A 16373-nucleotide genomic window follows, 5' to 3' on the forward strand; every position below is an offset into this window, starting at 1 on the left:
TTAATTCACCCTTTCTAATTTTTCATGGCTTGCTGCAATTAATAAGTTTAGTTTGGCTAATGCTTTTCCAGAGTCAATGCTATGTGCCGCTAGTGTAATTCCTTCTTCAATCGTTTCTGCTCTTCCATTTGCGAAAAGGGCTAGACCTGCATTTAATAAAACAGTATCGCGATAGACACTCTTTTCTCCGCTTAATACTCCGAGCGTAATCTTTGCATTTTCTTTTGAATTCCCGCCTCTAATTTCTTCATTTTTCACTCTTGAAAAACCATATTTTTCAGGCTCAATACTCATTTCGATTATTTCATTGTCTTTTAAAATAGCGACGCAGTTTTCTCCTTGTAATGATGCTTCATCTAAAAAGCCACTTCCGTTTACGACGAGCGCTTGTTTTCTGCCAAGTTTCTGCAACACTTCCGCTACTGGCAATAACATATCTCGTTTATAAATACCGACAAATTGTGTTTCTAAGTTAACAGGATTCGTTAAAGGGCCAATTAAGTTAAAGATCGTTGGAACGTTTAATTCTTTTCTTATTTTCATAATGCGTCTTAATGCTGGATGCATCGCTGGTGCGAATAAGAAGGCAATTCCTACATTTTCTAATAAATAGTCAATCTCACCCGGCGTACAGCTTATGTTTACACCGAGTTCTTCTAATAAATCAGCACTTCCTGTTTTACTAGAAACAGCGCGGTTTCCATGTTTCGCAACCTTTACGCCAGCTCCGGCAAGTACAAATGCCGATGTTGTACTAATATTAAATGTTTGCGCACCGTCACCACCTGTTCCGCAATTGTCCATTGCCCCTTTTATATGATTTGAAAACGGTAATGCCTTTTCGCGAAGAGCACGAACGAGACCGTATATTTCTTCTGCTGTCTCACCTTTCGCTTTCAGCAATACTAGGAAAGCTGCAACTTCACTTTCCAATATGTTGTCACTTAATAAAAGGAGCCCTGCTTCATACATTTCTTCTTCTGTTAAATGTTGTCCCTCTACTAATTTTCGAAGATAACTGTTCATACTCTCTCCTCCTCTTTCACTTGTGCTAAAAAGGCACGTATTAATTTTCCGCCTTCTTCTGTTGCAATTGATTCTGGGTGAAACTGTAATCCGAAGAGCGGATAATAGTTATGACGAACTGCCATGATTTCTCCGTCATCCATCGCCGTCGCGAGTATGTCAAAGCATTGTGGTAAACTATTTTGCGCTGCGACGAGTGAATGGTAACGCATTGCCGTTAGCGGCTGCGTAACGTAAGAAAAGATTGACGTTCCGTTATGTTTCACACGTGATGTTTTTCCGTGTTTAATGCGCTCTGCTCTAACAATTTCTCCTCCAAATGCGGATATAATTGCTTGATGGCCAAGGCAAATTCCTAAGATGGGAACGTTCTTATAAAAGTGACGAATAACATCGATACAAATTCCAGCATCTTCTGGTTTCCCAGGTCCTGGTGAAAGCACAATTCCTTTCGGCTTCATCTCCTCTAATTGTTCAATTGTTATTTGATCATTTCTTACGACGACGATGTTTTCTTCGTACTCGCCTAATAGTTGATACAAGTTATATGTGAAGGAATCATAGTTATCAATCAGTACAATCATTTCATAACCTCCAAAAGCGCTCTCGCTTTACTTAATGTTTCCTCATATTCAGCAACCGGATCTGAATCGTAGACGACACCCGCTCCTGCCTGAACGTACGCTTTCTCATCTTTCACAACCATCGTTCGAATTGCTAGCGCCATATCAAGGTTTCCTGAGAATGAAATATATCCAACTGCTCCGGCATATACATTTCTTTTTTCATGCTCTAATGTATTGATAATTTCCATCGCCCTTATTTTCGGAGCTCCTGACACTGTGCCAGCTGGTAAACAATACGCTAGTGCATCAAATCCGCTCATTCGTTTTCGCAATGTTCCGTAAACTTCAGATACAATGTGCATAACGTGAGAGTATTTCTCTACTTTCATATATTTATCTATCGTCACAGAGCCAATTTCACTTACTCTGCCAATGTCATTTCGGCCTAGGTCCACAAGCATCATATGCTCTGCTCGCTCTTTCTCATTTCCTAACAGTTCTTTTTCGATTTCCTCATCTTCCTGCTTCGTTTTCCCTCTCGGCCTCGTACCCGCAATTGGGTTTGTCATCACCTTATCGTCTCTTACTGATAGTAAACTTTCTGGCGAAGAACCTAGAGCGACGTAATCTTGAAAATCGATATAGAACATATATGGTGATGGATTGGCAATTCGAAGTTTCCGGTATAATGCAAATGGATCTCCAATACATTCACTTTGCAAACGCTGGGATAATACAACTTGGAAAATATCTCCGGCCCGAATGTATTCTTTCGCTGTTTCTACCATTTCACAAAATTCTTTTTTCGTTATTGAAGAAGTAAATGATAACGATGATATTACTTCACTCACCTTCTCTTCTTCTCCGTTTAGCACTTCCTCTTTGTATCTTTGCAACCTCTCATATACTTCTTCATAAGAAGCTGATTCATCTTCTCTGAATACATATACAAACGATAGTTTTTGGCGTAAATGATCGTAAACGATACACTCGCGATACAGTAATACGTGTACTTCTGGAATATTTAATGGATCATGTAAGTCTACTCCTATATTTTCATACTGCCGAATTACGTCATAGCCGATATATCCAATCGCTCCTCCGCAAAACGGAAATGGACTCTCTACTTGTTCTGGTGCGATTACCTCTTCTAATACTTGTAATACGTTACCTTGCAATTTTTCTGTTTGCCCATACATCGTTCGTTCTACTTCTATACCGTCGCTTTTCACTTCTCCATAAGGATTACACCCTAAGTAAGAATAGCGCCCTTTATCTTGATGAAGCTGTGAACTTTCTAGTAAAAACTTTTTCTTACCCTTCATACGTCTATATAAAGAAATTGGCGTAATGCTATCTCCTTCTTCTTCAGCGATTACTAAAAATGTTTTTCCTTGTTCTTTTTGCTTCATAAATTCCTCTTTTGTCATCATGCCTTTCACCTCACTCTGAAAAATAAAAAAAGTCCCCTACATATCGAAATATGTAGAGGACGATAAATTTACCGTGGTACCACCTCATGTTGGACGCAAAAGCATCCCGCTTTATTCAGGTACAAAATATATACCTTATCCTTGTAACGGCGGAACCCGGGTTGCCTACTGAAAACAATTGTTCAGCATACCTCTCGTAAGCCCATTCCGTATATGGCACCGCACCGGGCTTCCACCTGCCCCCGGCTCTCTGTAACGTCTCCAATATACGTACTCTTCTTACTTAAACGATTTCATTTATTTAATTTTTTATACACAAAAAGGGAGTACTCATCCTATAGAAAGGACGGGTACTCCCGTGGTGCCACCTTAATTCGTTACGAATGTAACGCACTTTGCCGTATCAAAAAATAATACGTGTCTCTTATATCGATGAGATCATGTCGCCAAAGCCTACTTCTTTCGTTTCGGTTTGGAAGCTCCGAAGCCCATTCCACATCAATCCCATACTGATTCGCACCAACCATCAGCTCTCTGACATGTTCATCATGTGTACTCTTCTTCATCAACGCTTGCATTTTTTTAAGTTGCACTCATTATATTCCTCGCATTTCTAATAAGTCAATACTTTTTCAAAAAAAAATATTTTTTCTTCATCCAATATTATATTGACAAAACAACCGGTTTTTATGTAAATATAATAAATACTCTATTAAAATTACGGTTTTTTGTCAGAAAATCATATATTACAAAAGTGAAACATTGTCAAAAAACGCTTACATTTCAGAAAATTCATATTTCTGAATGGATTTTTCTGAATAATCATGATAGATTATAAATATGCATAACGCATCAAAAGACATGACAAAAGGAAGGGGAACTACATGAGTACGCAGATGTTAACTTTAACTTCTATCTCTATTTACATGCTCGGGATGTTAGTAATCGGCTATTTCGCCTACAAACGAACGTCCAACTTAACAGATTATATGCTTGGCGGGCGTACACTAGGCCCCGCAGTAACAGCATTAAGTGCTGGAGCATCAGATATGAGCGGTTGGCTTTTAATGGGCTTACCCGGTGCAATGTTTAGCGTTGGATTAAGTAGTAGTTGGATTGCATTCGGCCTAACATTAGGCGCATACGCAAACTGGCTATATGTCGCTCCTCGCTTACGTACCTACTCTGAAATTGCAAACAACTCTATTACTATTCCAGAATTTTTGGAACACCGTTTCCACGACAAATCTCACATGCTACGCTTAGTATCCGGACTTGTTATTATGATTTTCTTTACTTTTTATGTAGCTTCAGGATTAGTTTCAGGCGCTGTATTATTTGAAAATTCATTTGGTATGAACTATCATGTTGGATTATTCATTGTAGCAGGCGTTGTTGTAGCTTACACATTATTTGGTGGTTTCTTAGCAGTAAGTTGGACAGACTTCGTGCAGGGAATCATTATGGTTGTTGCTCTTATTCTTGTTCCTATCGTAACAATTATGAATTCACACGGACTTGGACCTGCATTTGATACAATTCGATCGGTAGATCCAACACGTTTAGATATTTTTAAAGGTGCCTCTACTTTAGGAATGATTTCTTTATTCGCATGGGGCCTTGGTTATGTTGGACAACCTCATATTATCGTACGCTTTATGGCAATTTCGTCTGTAAAAGAAATTAAAAGCGCACGAAGAATTGGTATGAGCTGGATGATTTTCTCTGTTGTCGGAGCTATGTTTACTGGTCTTATCGGTATTGCTTACTATTCACAACAAGAGTTGACATTATCTAACCCAGAAACAATTTTCCTTGAACTAGGAAAAATTTTATTCCACCCACTTATTACTGGATTTTTATTAGCAGCTATTTTAGCAGCGATTATGAGTACAATCTCATCTCAGCTTCTTGTTACCTCTAGTGCTATAACAGAAGATTTATATCGTACATTCTTTAAACGCTCTGCTTCTGATAAAGAGCTTGTATTTGTCGGTCGTATGGCTGTACTTGTTATCGCCTTAGTTGGGTGCGCATTAGCGTTTAAACAAAATGATACGATTTTAGCTCTTGTTGGATACGCTTGGGCTGGATTTGGTTCTTCATTCGGACCTGCTATTTTATTAAGCTTATATTGGAAACGCATGACAAAATGGGGCGCGCTTGCTGGTATGATTTCAGGTGCCGCTACAGTAATTATTTGGACTCAATTCAAATTCTTAAAAGATTTCTTATATGAAATGATTCCTGGTTTCGCTATTAGTTTAATAGTAATCATAATTGTTAGTTTACTAACTAAACCTTCAAAAGACGTTGAAGAGCAATTTGAGAATTTCGAAAAACAACATAGTCATAATCTATAAAAAGAAAGCTCTGCTGTTATCATAACAGCAGAGCTTTCCTTTTATTAAAGTTCGACAATCTTCTTTTCAAATTTAACAAATTCTTTATGTTTCGTTAAATTTAACATAACACTACTCATTTATAGTATTAGTATCAGCACTTATACAGAAAGGGGACTCCAACATGTTAGCAGCTTTCCAGCGACAACATATAAGAAAATTTTCACCTATCACAAATACTTCTACTTCTTGTTTAAACATACAACCTAATCCACCCAAAATTTCTATTGCTCCTTCTGTTATTTCAGTCATCGGTGTTCATATGGAAAAAAATAAGTTGAAAGTGAGAACTGGACAAAGCACTGAGTTATCAGCTTCCGTTTTGCCAGTGCAAGCAACGAATAAAGAACTTATTTGGACAAATATGAATGCTGATGTCATCACAATGTATCCAAAAGGTGATACGGTAGCGATTACTGGAAAAAGTGCAGGAAGAGCAGTCGTAATTGTTACAACTGCTGAAGGAAAATTCCGTGACCTATGCGTCATTCATGTACAACCTTATATGACAAATCCAAAGTAAAAGAGTGGCTTCATAGCCACTCTTTTATTTCATTTCAATGTGCGGATTTTTACTTTTCACAAAATTAATAAATTGTTCTTTATTTTTAGGAGAAATAATCTCTGTTTCATATGACCCGTAAACAATTTCAAGTCGATCGAATGATAAAGTGAAACTTTAATCAGTGGGGGGGTGTTCATCCCCCACTGATTATTAGTTGAACCAATCGGGCGTTTACGGGCAGTTGACCTCCCACCTAACTTCTTTGCTCCAGCTGAATTTTGAGGTGGGAGTTTTACTGCCCGTTAATGCGGGATAATGCATGGGCTGCTATTGGGTTTTTCGTATTTGAAATTTGTTTTATATCTCGTATAAATATGCGCTTTTTAACGAGACCTGATTTAATAGTAATTGTTTCTTCTCCGACAATATATTTTGTTGAAAACCAACTCCAAATAAATAATATTGCTAACGGAATTGTAAAAAATAAGAGAAAGTATTCTCTCCCTGCAAATATGGGAGCAAAACACGCTCCAATGACAACGAAAAAAATCGGATATAACCATACATCTTTTTTTGATGGAAATTCCACTAAACTTCCCCTCTCTTGATTTAAGTTAATGAATCCCCTCCTCTTCCCTATTACAATGAACACAACATTAGAATAGGAGGACGTATTATGACTGAGCGAAAATTCGCCTTATTTGCAGGCACTTCTCTTCTTATCATGGCATTCACTGCATTTTTTTCTTACGGTTTTGTTCACGGAAATCTCGTTGTACCAAGTAATGCGAGCACGACACTCCATAATATTCAAACTTCAAGTTCACTTTTCAAAGCAGAAATTTTCGGATGGATTATCATTTTTATTATGGATATTATCGCCTCGTGGGCTCTTTATTTCTTTCTAAAACCTATCCATGCTAGCCTCTCATTACTAGCTACCTGTCTTCGTCTTATGTATACAGCTATACTTGGGATTGCTATATTCAATTTAACATTTGTATTACTTCTTTCAAAAAGTACAGTTGCTAATTCAGAAGCATATACAATGTTATTTCTAGAAGCTTTTGAATACATTTGGTCTGTAGGGTTAATCATTTTCGGCTTACATCTTTTCGCTTTAGGATATGTAACTTTTCTATCTAAACAAATTCCGAAATTTATTAGTGTATTACTATTCATCGCTGCTATCGGTTATATCGTAATTCACGTCATGAATACAATGTTTTCACAATATGATGCGATGATTTCCATTCTTAATGTTGTCTTTCAACTACCGATGATCGCAGGTGAACTAGGATTTAGTATATGGCTACTACTTAGAGGTGGAAAAAACTCTACTGTTTGAGTCGTTTCTTAATTCTGCTTAATGATTCGGGCGTAATACCTAGATAACTTGCCAATTGATATTGAGGAACACGATCGATTAAATGAGGTCGTTTTTGTAATAATGATTTGTAGCGCTCTTCTGGTGTCGATGCAATAAATAATGTAAGTTCTTCTTGCACTTCACCAAAATTGTATTCAATCATTTGGCGCGTCATTTCTTCTAACTGTGAATATTTCTTATACATGTCCTTTTCACTATTAAGGTCACCGGTGACTACTATGCAGTCTTCTAAACACGTTAACGTATGCGGGGATGATTTATCTTGTTTATGATGGTTGAAATTTGTGATTGCTTGTTCTTCTGTATAAAAATTTGATGTAACTTCTTTTCCAGATTCATCTACACAATGTTGCCTCACGCATCCTTTTAATACAAAATAACATTTAGACGGAACATCTCCTTGTCCTAAGAGCACTGTTCCTTTTTTATATTCTGCAATTTGTAATTCTTCCACGATTATACGCTGCTGCTCTTCACTTAATGTTGTAAGCTTTGTCATGTATTTCATTAAAATATCTTTCATTTGGTCTCTCCTCCCCTTCTATATTTGTATGAGAAGCGTATGATGTAACTCCGCTATATATTATCTTTTTCATGCTATATGGCGGGAATTCCCCCTATTGATCTGTTTTATTTTCTGCATGGAACAAAAAAAGAGAAGTTACCAATAACTTCTCTTTTCGTATATTAGAATAGGCTCGTTATAATTCCTGTGTATAAGCCGGTTCGTTCACTACATTTTTTGCTGTTCGTTTTTGTTGCTGTAGTAAGAAAACAGATACACCAAACAATACGAGTATGCTGCCGATAATTTGCATTGCATTTAATTTTTCTCCAAGTAAGAAGAACGCTAGTATAGATGCCCCAACTGGTTCTCCTAAAATACTCATTGAAATTGTTGTTGCATTTACGTAGTTTAATAGCCAGTTATTAATGACATGTGACACTGTCGGCACAATCGCAAGTAAAAGAAAAACAGTCCAGTCCCACTTCGTATAACCTGTAAAAGGTACTTGCAGCACGATATTATAAATCCCCATAAAAATACCTGCGAATGCAAAAACTGTAAAGCTATAAATCCAGTGTGATACTTTCTTTACTGTCGTTTGTCCGATAAATAAATAACCGACAACCGCTATTACACTTAAAAAGGATAATATATCTCCATAAATTGCTTGTTTACTTAAACCTAAATCTCCCCAACCAATACACATTACACCTAATATAGCGATACCCATCGTCGCAATGGCTGAATAGGTTGTTCTTTCTTTAAATAAGAAAAAACCTCCAACTAAAGATACGATCGGTTGAAGTGCTAAAATAATCGTTGAACTAGCAACTGTTGTATGCTTTAAAGATTCAAACCATAAAAGAAAATGAAGCGCTAAAAAGAATCCAGATCCAATTAAAAATCCCCAATCTTTTATTTGAATCTTATGGAACTCTTTCCGCTTTTTCCAAACGATTGGCAGCATAATAAGTACGATAATCCATAATCGGTACATACTTAAAATAGAAGATGGTGCTGAGGACATCTTTACAAAAACTGCTGCGAATGAAATTGCTATAATAGAAATTGCTAATGGTAGTGCGATTGATTTTTCTTGTTTCAAACCCTGTCTCCCCTCTCACCTGTCAAAAATCCCACTTCATTATATCCGTTTTCTTTCATAACTTAAATACTAATTTTTTAGATTCTTCGTACCATTATGGTAAAATAGAAATTGAGGCACCTATTAGTGAATATTTCTTTCCTTTTCACTACAAGCGTCGCTCTTACAATCATAGTAAATTTTTATTTAGGGGGATATACATGAATCAAACAATAGGGAGAATTGAAGAAATTTCATTTTTTAGTACATCACTTCAAGAGGAACTTACACTTCTTGTTTATTTACCAGTAAATTACACACCTCTCCATAAGCATACGGTTGTTATTGCACAAGATGGTAGAGATTATTTTCAGCTCGGTAAAGCGCACCGTGTAATTGAGCGCCTTCGTGAAACTGAAGAAATTGACCGCACAATTATTGTCGGTATTCCATATAAAAATGTACACGATCGTAAGGAAAAATATTTCCCGAATGATGTAAAGAATGCTGCTTACATTCGCTTCCTTGCTCACGAGCTTGCTCCATATATTGATGAAAATTATCCAACGTATCAAATGGGTAAAGGACGCGTTTTAATTGGAGATTCTCTTGGCGGTACAGTTTCTTTCATGACTTCACTTATGTATCCGCATACATTCGGTAAAGTCGTTATGCAATCACCATTTGTTGATGAAACAGTCATGAACTTAGCAAAAGAATTCAAAGATCCACAGGCGTTAGAACTTTATCACATCATTGGGACAGAAGAAACAGCTGTAAAGCGTACAGACGGACAAGTATCTGATTTCGTAGAACCAAATCGCGAGTTAAATAAACTTCTTACAGATAGAAATTTCATCACGCATTATGAAGAGTTTGAAGGGAATCACACTTGGAAGTATTGGCAAGCTGATTTACCGAAAGCTTTCTCTCATATTCTATCACTGAAATAATAGAGAGCAGTATTCAGAATAATTTGATATAATAGATAAAGAGATTTATTTTTCTCAAAATCTAACTAGACTTACAAAGGGAGGAATTGGAACATGAAATTAGGCATTGTAATTTTTCCATCTAAAATGATTCAAGATAAAGCGAACGGATTGCGTAAACGTTATGATCCGCACTACGCATTAGTTCCGCCACATGTTACATTGAAAACACCCTTTGAGACGCAAGATGATCAACTGGAATCGATTGTAAACGAGTTACATACAATCGCAAGTAAAACGAACCCTTTCACCCTTCATGTTGGAAAAGTCGGTTCATTCGCACCTGTTAATAATGTCCTTTATTTTAAAGTAGAAAAAACACCTGAACTAACTTTCTTAAATGAAGAAATGCATAATGGTTTCTTTACACAAGAGCGTGAATACTCTTTCGTACCTCATTTAACAATCGGTCAAGACTTATCAGATGCAGAGCATGCTGATGTATTAGGTCGATTACGTATGAAAGATTTCTATTATGAACAACCAATCGATCGTTTCCACCTTCTATACCAATTAGAAAATGGAACGTGGACTGTACATGAAACATTCCACCTTGGAAAGGAGAACAACTAATTTGCACGCACAAATCGTACAAACAGACGAACAACTAAGAGATGCATTCTCTGTACGTAAGCAAGTATTTGTGAATGAGCAACGTGTTTCTGCAGAAGAAGAGTATGATGAGTTTGAAGAAATTTCAACACACGTTGTTATATATGATAATGATGTTCCAGTTGGTGCTGGCCGCTTCCGCATCGTTGATGGAGTTGGAAAGATGGAACGCATTTGCGTACTAGCTTCCCATCGCAAAAAAGGAATTGGCAAAATCATTATGGATGCACTTGAAGCATATGCGAAGGAAGAATCGCTACCAAAATTGAAACTTCATGCTCAAACGCACGCTGAAGATTTCTATAAAAAACTTGGGTATGCTACAAGTTCTGATGTATTTATGGAAGCCGATATCCCGCACGTCGTAATGATAAAAGAATTGTAAATTTGTAGCAGGAGGTAGCCCCTCCTGTTTTTTACATTGCTATTTTCTTTTTCTTCCGCTAAAGTTAAATGTTGATGCTATAGTTTTGAAGGTGAATATATGACACAAGAAAAATTTTCACAAAAATCGTTAACACACGCTGGCATTCCGCAAGCGACGTATCATATTCCGAAAACATCTACCCATTTAATTATGGAAGAAGATGCAGATGCGGCGTATTTCCGCGCTTTAGAACAGCAAGGTGTTTATTTAAATGAAAAACAGTTAGAAGCAGTGCGAACGACAGAAGGACCTGTCCTTACACTAGCTGGTGCTGGAAGTGGTAAAACATCTGTTTTAACAACTCGCGTTGGTTATTTAGTTAATGTAAAACATGTTCATCCGCGAAATATTTTACTGCTTACGTTTACACAAAAAGCAGCTGAAGAAATTCGAAGCCGTGTAGCGAATTTACCTGGTATGAATCATGCCGCGAGTAGCTATGTCGTTGCTGGTACATTCCACTCTGTCTTTTTAAAATTGCTTCGTAGTCAAGGATATAATCAGCAAATTTTAGCAAATGAAAAACATAAACAAATTATGATAAAGAAAATTTTGAAAGAATTGCGCTTAAAAGACGCTTATGATGCCGAAACGATACTCGCTATGATTTCACTTGAGAAAAATAAATTGAATCGTCCGAAAGATGTAAAAGCGAAAACACCGGTTGAACAAGAGTTCAAAGAAGTATACGAACGTTTCGAAGAGGTAAAACAACGATACAATTATATCGATTTTGACGACATCTTATTAGAAATGTATTATCTGTTAGAAAATAACGCTCCCCTGCTTACTCAATTACAAGAGCGTTTTCATTACATTGAAGTAGATGAGTTTCAAGATACGTCGTATGCACAATATGAAATTGTAAAATTGTTAGCCACGCCAAGAAATAATTTATTTATCGCAGGTGATGACGATCAAGCGATTTACGGCTGGCGAGGGGCAAGTCACCAAATTATTTTATCTTTTCCAAAGGAATTTGATAATACAACAATTATCGCGCTTAATACGAATTATCGATCTAATCCATTTATCGTCGGACTTGGAAATGAAGTTATTAAGCTCAATCAAGAACGTTTTGATAAAGAGCTATATTCTGTTCGTAACGATGGCATGCAGCCGTTTTATGCACGACCTGCGACAACTCTTGATGAAGCAAATCAAATTTTGCAACTCATTCAGGGAAAAGTAGATAGTGGTGAACGAAATTATAAAGATTTTTGTTTATTATATCGTACACATTCTGTAAGCCGTTCTTTACTTGATCAGCTTACGATTCATAAGATTCCATTTATTAAACATGGAGCGAGCCAATCTTTCTACGAACATTCTTTAATTAGGCCCGTATTAGATCACTTACGACTCGTGCTTGAACCGTTCCGCCTCGAATCACTTTCGAATATATTACCAACAATGTATATTGGCCGTGATGAGTGCATTTCATTTATTGAACGTGAACAATGGAAATATGGTGAGGGCCGGTTCCCTTCCCTTCTTCATTTCCTATTACTAAATCCAAGCTTGAAACCTTTTCAAGTTAAAAAAGTAAATGAACGCATCGATTTTATTAAATTTATAAAAGAACTTGAACCGAAAAAAGCATTGAAAGAAATTATTCATGGTAAAGGAAAATATTTAGAGTACTTACAAAGTAACGATCGTTCTTCCTTTACGATGCATAAGGACATACAAGAAGAAATGCTAGAAGAATTAATGGAATCAGCAACTCGCTTTACGGATATTCCAGCTTATTTACAATTTATTAATGAAGCAATTCAAGGTCAAAAAGAAATGGAAGCATTAAAAACAATGCCGCAAAAAGATGCCGTATCGCTTATGTCGATTCATAACGCGAAAGGCCTTGAGTTTCCATGCGTCTTTTTACTCGGAGCAAGCGATGGCATACTGCCACATACTTCTTCTTTAAAAGATGCCAATGACCGTGTGACGGATACTTCTGAAGCATTAGAAGAAGAAAGACGATTACTCTATGTCGCCATTACACGCGCTAAAGAAGAACTTTATATTTCCTCCCCGCAATTTTTCAGAGGAAAGAAACTAGATATATCTCGTTTTTTATATACTACGCGAAAAGATTTACCTGAAAAGACATCCATTAAATAAGGGTGTCTTTTTGCATATCACGTTATGTACATCCCCTCTATATAAATTCCCTGTTTCTATCCTGAGAATTAACGTAATATCAATCATATCCCGTTCATATTGTAATAGTGTATGTCAGAACTCACGATAAGGAGTGAACATAATGAGCTGCAATTGTAATGAAGATCATCATCACCATGATTGTGATTTCAACTGTGTATCAAATGTCGTTCGTTTTATACATGAACTACAAGAATGCGCAACTACAACATGCGGATCTGGTTGCGAAGTTCCATTTTTAGGAGCACATAACACTGCATCAGTAGCGAATACACGTCCTTTTATTTTATACACAAAAGCCGGAACACCTTTTGAAGCATTTGCACCATCTGCAAGCCTTACTAGCTGCCAATCTCCAATTTTCCGTGTAGAGAGTATAGATGATGATGACTGTGCTGTATTGCGGGTATTAACTGTAGTTTTAGGTGATGGTACCTCTGTGCCACCTGGTGACGATCCAATCTGTACATTTTTAGCTGTACCAAATGCAAGATTAGTATCAACCTCCTCTTGTATTACTGTTGATTTAAGTTGCTTCTGCGCTATTCAATGCTTACGCGATGTTTCTATATAAAACTGAATACTAATTTAAGCATGGATTGGGTGGCAGAATTATCTGCCACCCAATCCATGCTTAAAAGGTATTATTATGTATTTTTTATAAAATTGGGAACTTGTCTAGAACATAGAACCTGTCCTTTTCATTAACTAAAAGTAGAAACAGATAAAGGAGTGAAAAACATGTTCTCTTCTGATTGCGAATTTAATAACATTGATTGTGAGGCGCAACCAGCTAGTACACTACCTGCCTTCGGTTTTGCTTTCAACGCTTCTGCCCCTCAGTTCGCTTCATTATTCACACCATTACTATTACCTAGCGTCAGTCCAAACCCAAACATTACTGTTCCTGTAATAAACAATACAGTAAGTGTCGGAAATGGCATTCGAATTCAAGTAGCTGGTATTTATCAAATCAGTTATACATTAACGGTAAGTCTCGAAAATGTTCCTGCTCCACCAAATGCTGGCCGATTCTTCTTAACATTGGGCACACCAGATAACGTTATTCCAGGATCAGGAACAGCAGTCCGTGCCAACATTATCGGTACTGGCGAAGTAGACGTTTCTAGTGGTGTTATTCTTATTAACTTGAATCCTGGTGACTTAATTCAAATCGTACCAGTTGAATTATTTGGAACTGTAGACATCCGTGCTGCTGCATTAACAGTTGCACAAATTAGCTAGTAAAAAGCGGTATTTCTCCTTTGAAATACCGCTTTTTATATGTATAATAAAAAACACTCATAGTAACATGAGTGTTTCATTCTTCATAGTGTTTTATTATATTCTTTTTTTTCCACAATTACATCCTTTTTTCTTCACAAATCCTTGTTGTTGCAATTGTTCTTGATATGCCTGTTGTTGCGCTTGGTGTTGTTGCTGTATATTATACCACTGCTGCAGGTCATATGAATTTTGCCTTGGATTATTGCTCACAGCAAACATCTCCTCTACTGTCAATTCTGTCTATTTACTATATGAACAACTTCTTATTTCCGTTCCCTCATTCTTTTAAACTCCGCATTTTCTCGTATTATGAAAATATATTATTCTCCCATAAAATATCCTGTAATGGTTTCAATGATTGCTGCTGCACCTGCAATAGCTAATAATGCGAGTAACGGCTCCGCGACGATAGGGATCCAATTATATAAAACTAATAAAAAAGCACTAACCCATACACCTGTACACCAATAACAGCTTAATAATTCACCAATCCATTTTCTTAATCCTTTACCTTTTACTTTTGTAAACGTTGATACACTTCCATCAGGCTCCGTAATCTCTAATTCATCAATGAATGGTCTTCGCAAAAAGGCTGTAATTTTATCATAAACAATTAAACGAGTGAGCCTAAAAGCTGCTAACGCGAAAATAAAAAATAAAAGCCAGCTTGTAAACAGCATGATTCCACCTTCCCTTATCTTCTTTCGCCTATTTAAAAAAAAAGGTCTTGAGATTGTGACCAAATCTCCTCGACTCCAATATCTTATTAATGTAAATACAAACAAGAAGATAAGGAGTGACATTAATGAGTTGTAACGAAAATAAACACCATAGCTCTTCTCATTGTGTAGTTGACGTTGTAAAATTCATCAATGAACTACAAGATTGTTCTACTACTACGTGTGGATCTGGTTGTGAAATTCCATTTTTAGGCGCACACAATACTGCATCAGTAGCAAATACACGCCCTTTTATTTTATACACAAAAGCTGGAACGCCATTTGAAGCATTTGCACCATCTGCAAGCCTTACTAGCTGCCAATCTCCAATTTTCCGTGTAGAAAGCGTAGATGATGATAGCTGTGCGGTGCTGCGTGTGTTAACTGTAGTATTAGGTGATAGCTCTACTGTACCACCTGGGGATGATCCAATTTGTACGTTTTTAGCTGTACCAAATGCAAGACTAGTATCAACATCTACTTGCATTACTGTTGATTTAAGCTGTTTCTGTGCTATTCAATGCTTACGCGACGTTTCTATCTAATAAGTTAAATAAACTAAAAAACTATTTGGGTGGTAGAACACTTCTACCACCTTTACATATTTATAAACCGGCCATATCAATTGATTTGATATCTTCTATAGATAATCTAATATCTCTCATACTATTTGGCGGCATAATGACTACAATTCCATTACGATACGATATTATCGATCCGACATATGAGACTGTAGCCGTTTTTATTCTGCACCTTACTTTTGGAATATAATGAGGGCGGTTTAATAAAAAATGAATTTTTTCATCATTATTCATATCTTTGAATGATTTATTGTACGGGACCGTTCTCACCTGCTCTTGCTCTTCTTGTTCTGCGTGTTCTTCTTTTTCCTCTTCTTCTACTTGCTGATCTACTTGTTGTTCTTGTTGTTCTTGTTGTTCTTGTTGTTCTATTACCTCTTCCACAGCACTGCTCACAATATTTTCATTTCTATTACTTTGCTCTTTTGGATTTTCATTCCCGAAATTTGTCAGGATAATTCTTTTTATTTTCGGTGCAGCAAGTTCTAAACTTACTTGTGCAATATATAACAACGGTTTTCCAACTGTTGAACTTTTATTTTTATTCTTCACACTCGTCCCTCCCACTTCCATACGTAGCTGGATAAATCGTGTACTATTATAGTTATATTCATAACATGGCAAGAACTTTCGTTAAAAATCGTTCTTTCCAAGAACAAATAAAAAGGACAATCTCAA

The 16373-nt window shown here is 36.7% G+C and carries 17 protein-coding genes, 3 pseudogenes and 2 other annotated features; of the genes and pseudogenes, 10 read left to right on the forward strand and 10 right to left on the reverse strand.

The window, feature by feature from the left end:
* The 3 genes from trpD to trpE are packed head-to-tail and all read right to left on the reverse strand — an operon-like array spanning nucleotide 1 to nucleotide 3025.
* Nucleotides 1-1026 (reverse strand): anthranilate phosphoribosyltransferase, encoded by a 1026-nt coding sequence (gene trpD / locus SJY24_RS24220; RefSeq protein ID WP_377866459.1) that lies wholly within the window; start codon nucleotides 1024-1026, stop codon nucleotides 1-3.
* Nucleotides 1023-1610 carry an anthranilate synthase component II gene (locus SJY24_RS24225; protein ID WP_071770280.1) on the reverse strand — a complete coding sequence of 196 codons (588 nt, stop codon included), beginning with the start codon at nucleotides 1608-1610 and terminating at the stop codon, nucleotides 1023-1025. The genes trpD and SJY24_RS24225 overlap by 4 nt, the downstream gene beginning before the upstream one ends.
* The gene (gene trpE, locus SJY24_RS24230; RefSeq protein ID WP_377866460.1) at nucleotides 1607-3025 is read right to left on the reverse strand and encodes an anthranilate synthase component I; all 1419 of its coding nucleotides are present in this window, start codon (nucleotides 3023-3025) and stop codon (nucleotides 1607-1609) included. The genes SJY24_RS24225 and trpE overlap by 4 nt, the downstream gene beginning before the upstream one ends.
* A gap of 52 nt (nucleotides 3026-3077) precedes the next feature.
* Nucleotides 3078-3322: a binding site (T-box leader), on the reverse strand.
* Nucleotides 3323-3364: 42 nt separating this feature from the next.
* Nucleotides 3365-3603: a binding site (T-box leader), on the reverse strand.
* Nucleotides 3604-3909: 306 nt separating this feature from the next.
* On the opposite strand from trpE, the gene putP reads away from it, so the two are divergent.
* Entirely contained in the window at nucleotides 3910-5388 is a 1479-nt protein-coding gene (gene putP, locus SJY24_RS24235; protein WP_000107197.1) for a sodium/proline symporter PutP, read from the forward strand.
* A gap of 163 nt (nucleotides 5389-5551) precedes the next feature.
* Nucleotides 5552-5950, forward strand: a complete 399-nt coding sequence (locus SJY24_RS24240; protein WP_098318822.1) for an Ig-like domain-containing protein — start codon at nucleotides 5552-5554, stop codon at nucleotides 5948-5950.
* A gap of 24 nt (nucleotides 5951-5974) precedes the next feature.
* Here the strand turns inward: SJY24_RS24240 and SJY24_RS24245 are convergent.
* Together SJY24_RS24245 and SJY24_RS24250 are read right to left on the reverse strand one after the other, a co-directional pair.
* Nucleotides 5975-6097, reverse strand: a pseudogene (locus SJY24_RS24245) (PH domain-containing protein); the annotation flags it as partial.
* Between the two features lie 151 nt (nucleotides 6098-6248).
* Nucleotides 6249-6521: pseudogene (locus SJY24_RS24250) on the reverse strand (PH domain-containing protein); the annotation flags it as partial.
* Nucleotides 6522-6608: 87 nt separating this feature from the next.
* Here SJY24_RS24250 and SJY24_RS24255 point away from each other — a divergent pair.
* Nucleotides 6609-7280 carry a DUF4386 domain-containing protein gene (locus SJY24_RS24255; protein ID WP_377866461.1) on the forward strand — a complete coding sequence of 224 codons (672 nt, stop codon included), beginning with the start codon at nucleotides 6609-6611 and terminating at the stop codon, nucleotides 7278-7280.
* On the opposite strand, the gene SJY24_RS24260 is transcribed toward SJY24_RS24255, so the two are convergent.
* Both SJY24_RS24260 and SJY24_RS24265 read right to left on the reverse strand, forming a co-directional pair.
* Nucleotides 7270-7845, reverse strand: coding sequence for a Crp/Fnr family transcriptional regulator (locus tag SJY24_RS24260; protein ID WP_377866462.1), 576 nt, complete (start codon nucleotides 7843-7845; stop codon nucleotides 7270-7272). The genes SJY24_RS24255 and SJY24_RS24260 overlap by 11 nt on opposite strands.
* A 178-nt stretch (nucleotides 7846-8023) precedes the next feature.
* Nucleotides 8024-8935 carry a DMT family transporter gene (locus SJY24_RS24265; protein WP_377866463.1) on the reverse strand — a complete coding sequence of 304 codons (912 nt, stop codon included), beginning with the start codon at nucleotides 8933-8935 and terminating at the stop codon, nucleotides 8024-8026.
* Nucleotides 8936-9135: 200 nt separating this feature from the next.
* On the opposite strand from SJY24_RS24265, the gene SJY24_RS24270 reads away from it, so the two are divergent.
* The 6 genes from SJY24_RS24270 (at nucleotide 9136) to exsF (ending at nucleotide 14353) form a co-directional block, all read left to right on the forward strand.
* Nucleotides 9136-9867, forward strand: a complete 732-nt coding sequence (locus tag SJY24_RS24270) for an alpha/beta hydrolase (RefSeq protein ID WP_377866464.1) — start codon at nucleotides 9136-9138, stop codon at nucleotides 9865-9867.
* Nucleotides 9868-9960: 93 nt separating this feature from the next.
* On the forward strand, nucleotides 9961-10479 hold the full coding sequence (locus SJY24_RS24275; RefSeq protein WP_113733636.1) for a YjcG family protein: 519 nt from the start codon (nucleotides 9961-9963) through the stop codon (nucleotides 10477-10479).
* A 1-nt stretch (nucleotide 10480) separates the two neighbouring features.
* Nucleotides 10481-10903 carry a GNAT family N-acetyltransferase gene (locus SJY24_RS24280; RefSeq protein ID WP_377866465.1) on the forward strand — a complete coding sequence of 141 codons (423 nt, stop codon included), beginning with the start codon at nucleotides 10481-10483 and terminating at the stop codon, nucleotides 10901-10903.
* A gap of 99 nt (nucleotides 10904-11002) precedes the next feature.
* Nucleotides 11003-13069, forward strand: a complete 2067-nt coding sequence (locus SJY24_RS24285; RefSeq protein WP_377866466.1) for an ATP-dependent helicase — start codon at nucleotides 11003-11005, stop codon at nucleotides 13067-13069.
* A 142-nt stretch (nucleotides 13070-13211) separates the two neighbouring features.
* Nucleotides 13212-13682 (forward strand): spore coat protein CotY, encoded by a 471-nt coding sequence (cotY, locus tag SJY24_RS24290; RefSeq protein WP_113769138.1) that lies wholly within the window; start codon nucleotides 13212-13214, stop codon nucleotides 13680-13682.
* 167 nt (nucleotides 13683-13849) lie between these two features.
* Complete coding sequence (gene exsF, locus SJY24_RS24295; RefSeq protein WP_377866467.1) at nucleotides 13850-14353, forward strand: exosporium protein ExsF; 504 nt, start codon at nucleotides 13850-13852, stop codon at nucleotides 14351-14353.
* Nucleotides 14354-14429: 76 nt separating this feature from the next.
* Here the strand turns inward: exsF and SJY24_RS24300 are convergent.
* Nucleotides 14430-14614: pseudogene (locus SJY24_RS24300) on the reverse strand (cytochrome C oxidase subunit III).
* Between the two features lie 101 nt (nucleotides 14615-14715).
* Nucleotides 14716-15075 carry a DUF1360 domain-containing protein gene (locus SJY24_RS24305; RefSeq protein ID WP_000899662.1) on the reverse strand — a complete coding sequence of 120 codons (360 nt, stop codon included), beginning with the start codon at nucleotides 15073-15075 and terminating at the stop codon, nucleotides 14716-14718.
* Between the two features lie 125 nt (nucleotides 15076-15200).
* Between SJY24_RS24305 and exsY the strand changes: the two genes are divergently transcribed.
* On the forward strand, nucleotides 15201-15659 hold the full coding sequence (gene exsY / locus SJY24_RS24310) for an exosporium assembly protein ExsY (RefSeq protein ID WP_377866468.1): 459 nt from the start codon (nucleotides 15201-15203) through the stop codon (nucleotides 15657-15659).
* A gap of 60 nt (nucleotides 15660-15719) precedes the next feature.
* Here the strand turns inward: exsY and SJY24_RS24315 are convergent, their stop codons facing one another.
* Complete coding sequence (locus SJY24_RS24315; RefSeq protein ID WP_377867303.1) at nucleotides 15720-16268, reverse strand: spore coat CotO family protein; 549 nt, start codon at nucleotides 16266-16268, stop codon at nucleotides 15720-15722.
* Nucleotides 16269-16373: the final 105 nt, after the last annotated feature.

The organism is Bacillus sp. R86525, from assembly GCF_042466195.1.
Classification (GTDB): Bacteria; Bacillota; Bacilli; order Bacillales; family Bacillaceae_G; genus Bacillus_A; species Bacillus_A nitratireducens.

Coding starts and splice junctions, on each gene's coding strand:
- trpD (WP_377866459.1), bottom strand. CDS start 1,026: ATGAACAGTTATCTTCGAAAATTAGTAGAGGGACAACATTTAACAGAA.
- SJY24_RS24225 (WP_071770280.1), bottom strand. CDS start 1,610: ATGATTGTACTGATTGATAACTATGATTCCTTCACATATAACTTGTAT.
- trpE (WP_377866460.1), bottom strand. CDS start 3,025: ATGATGACAAAAGAGGAATTTATGAAGCAAAAAGAACAAGGAAAAACA.
- putP (WP_000107197.1), top strand. CDS start 3,910: ATGAGTACGCAGATGTTAACTTTAACTTCTATCTCTATTTACATGCTC.
- SJY24_RS24240 (WP_098318822.1), top strand. CDS start 5,552: ATGTTAGCAGCTTTCCAGCGACAACATATAAGAAAATTTTCACCTATC.
- SJY24_RS24255 (WP_377866461.1), top strand. CDS start 6,609: ATGACTGAGCGAAAATTCGCCTTATTTGCAGGCACTTCTCTTCTTATC.
- SJY24_RS24260 (WP_377866462.1), bottom strand. CDS start 7,845: ATGAAAGATATTTTAATGAAATACATGACAAAGCTTACAACATTAAGT.
- SJY24_RS24270 (WP_377866464.1), top strand. CDS start 9,136: ATGAATCAAACAATAGGGAGAATTGAAGAAATTTCATTTTTTAGTACA.
- SJY24_RS24275 (WP_113733636.1), top strand. CDS start 9,961: ATGAAATTAGGCATTGTAATTTTTCCATCTAAAATGATTCAAGATAAA.
- SJY24_RS24285 (WP_377866466.1), top strand. CDS start 11,003: ATGACACAAGAAAAATTTTCACAAAAATCGTTAACACACGCTGGCATT.
- cotY (WP_113769138.1), top strand. CDS start 13,212: ATGAGCTGCAATTGTAATGAAGATCATCATCACCATGATTGTGATTTC.
- exsF (WP_377866467.1), top strand. CDS start 13,850: ATGTTCTCTTCTGATTGCGAATTTAATAACATTGATTGTGAGGCGCAA.
- SJY24_RS24305 (WP_000899662.1), bottom strand. CDS start 15,075: ATGCTGTTTACAAGCTGGCTTTTATTTTTTATTTTCGCGTTAGCAGCT.
- exsY (WP_377866468.1), top strand. CDS start 15,201: ATGAGTTGTAACGAAAATAAACACCATAGCTCTTCTCATTGTGTAGTT.
- SJY24_RS24315 (WP_377867303.1), bottom strand. CDS start 16,268: ATGGAAGTGGGAGGGACGAGTGTGAAGAATAAAAATAAAAGTTCAACA.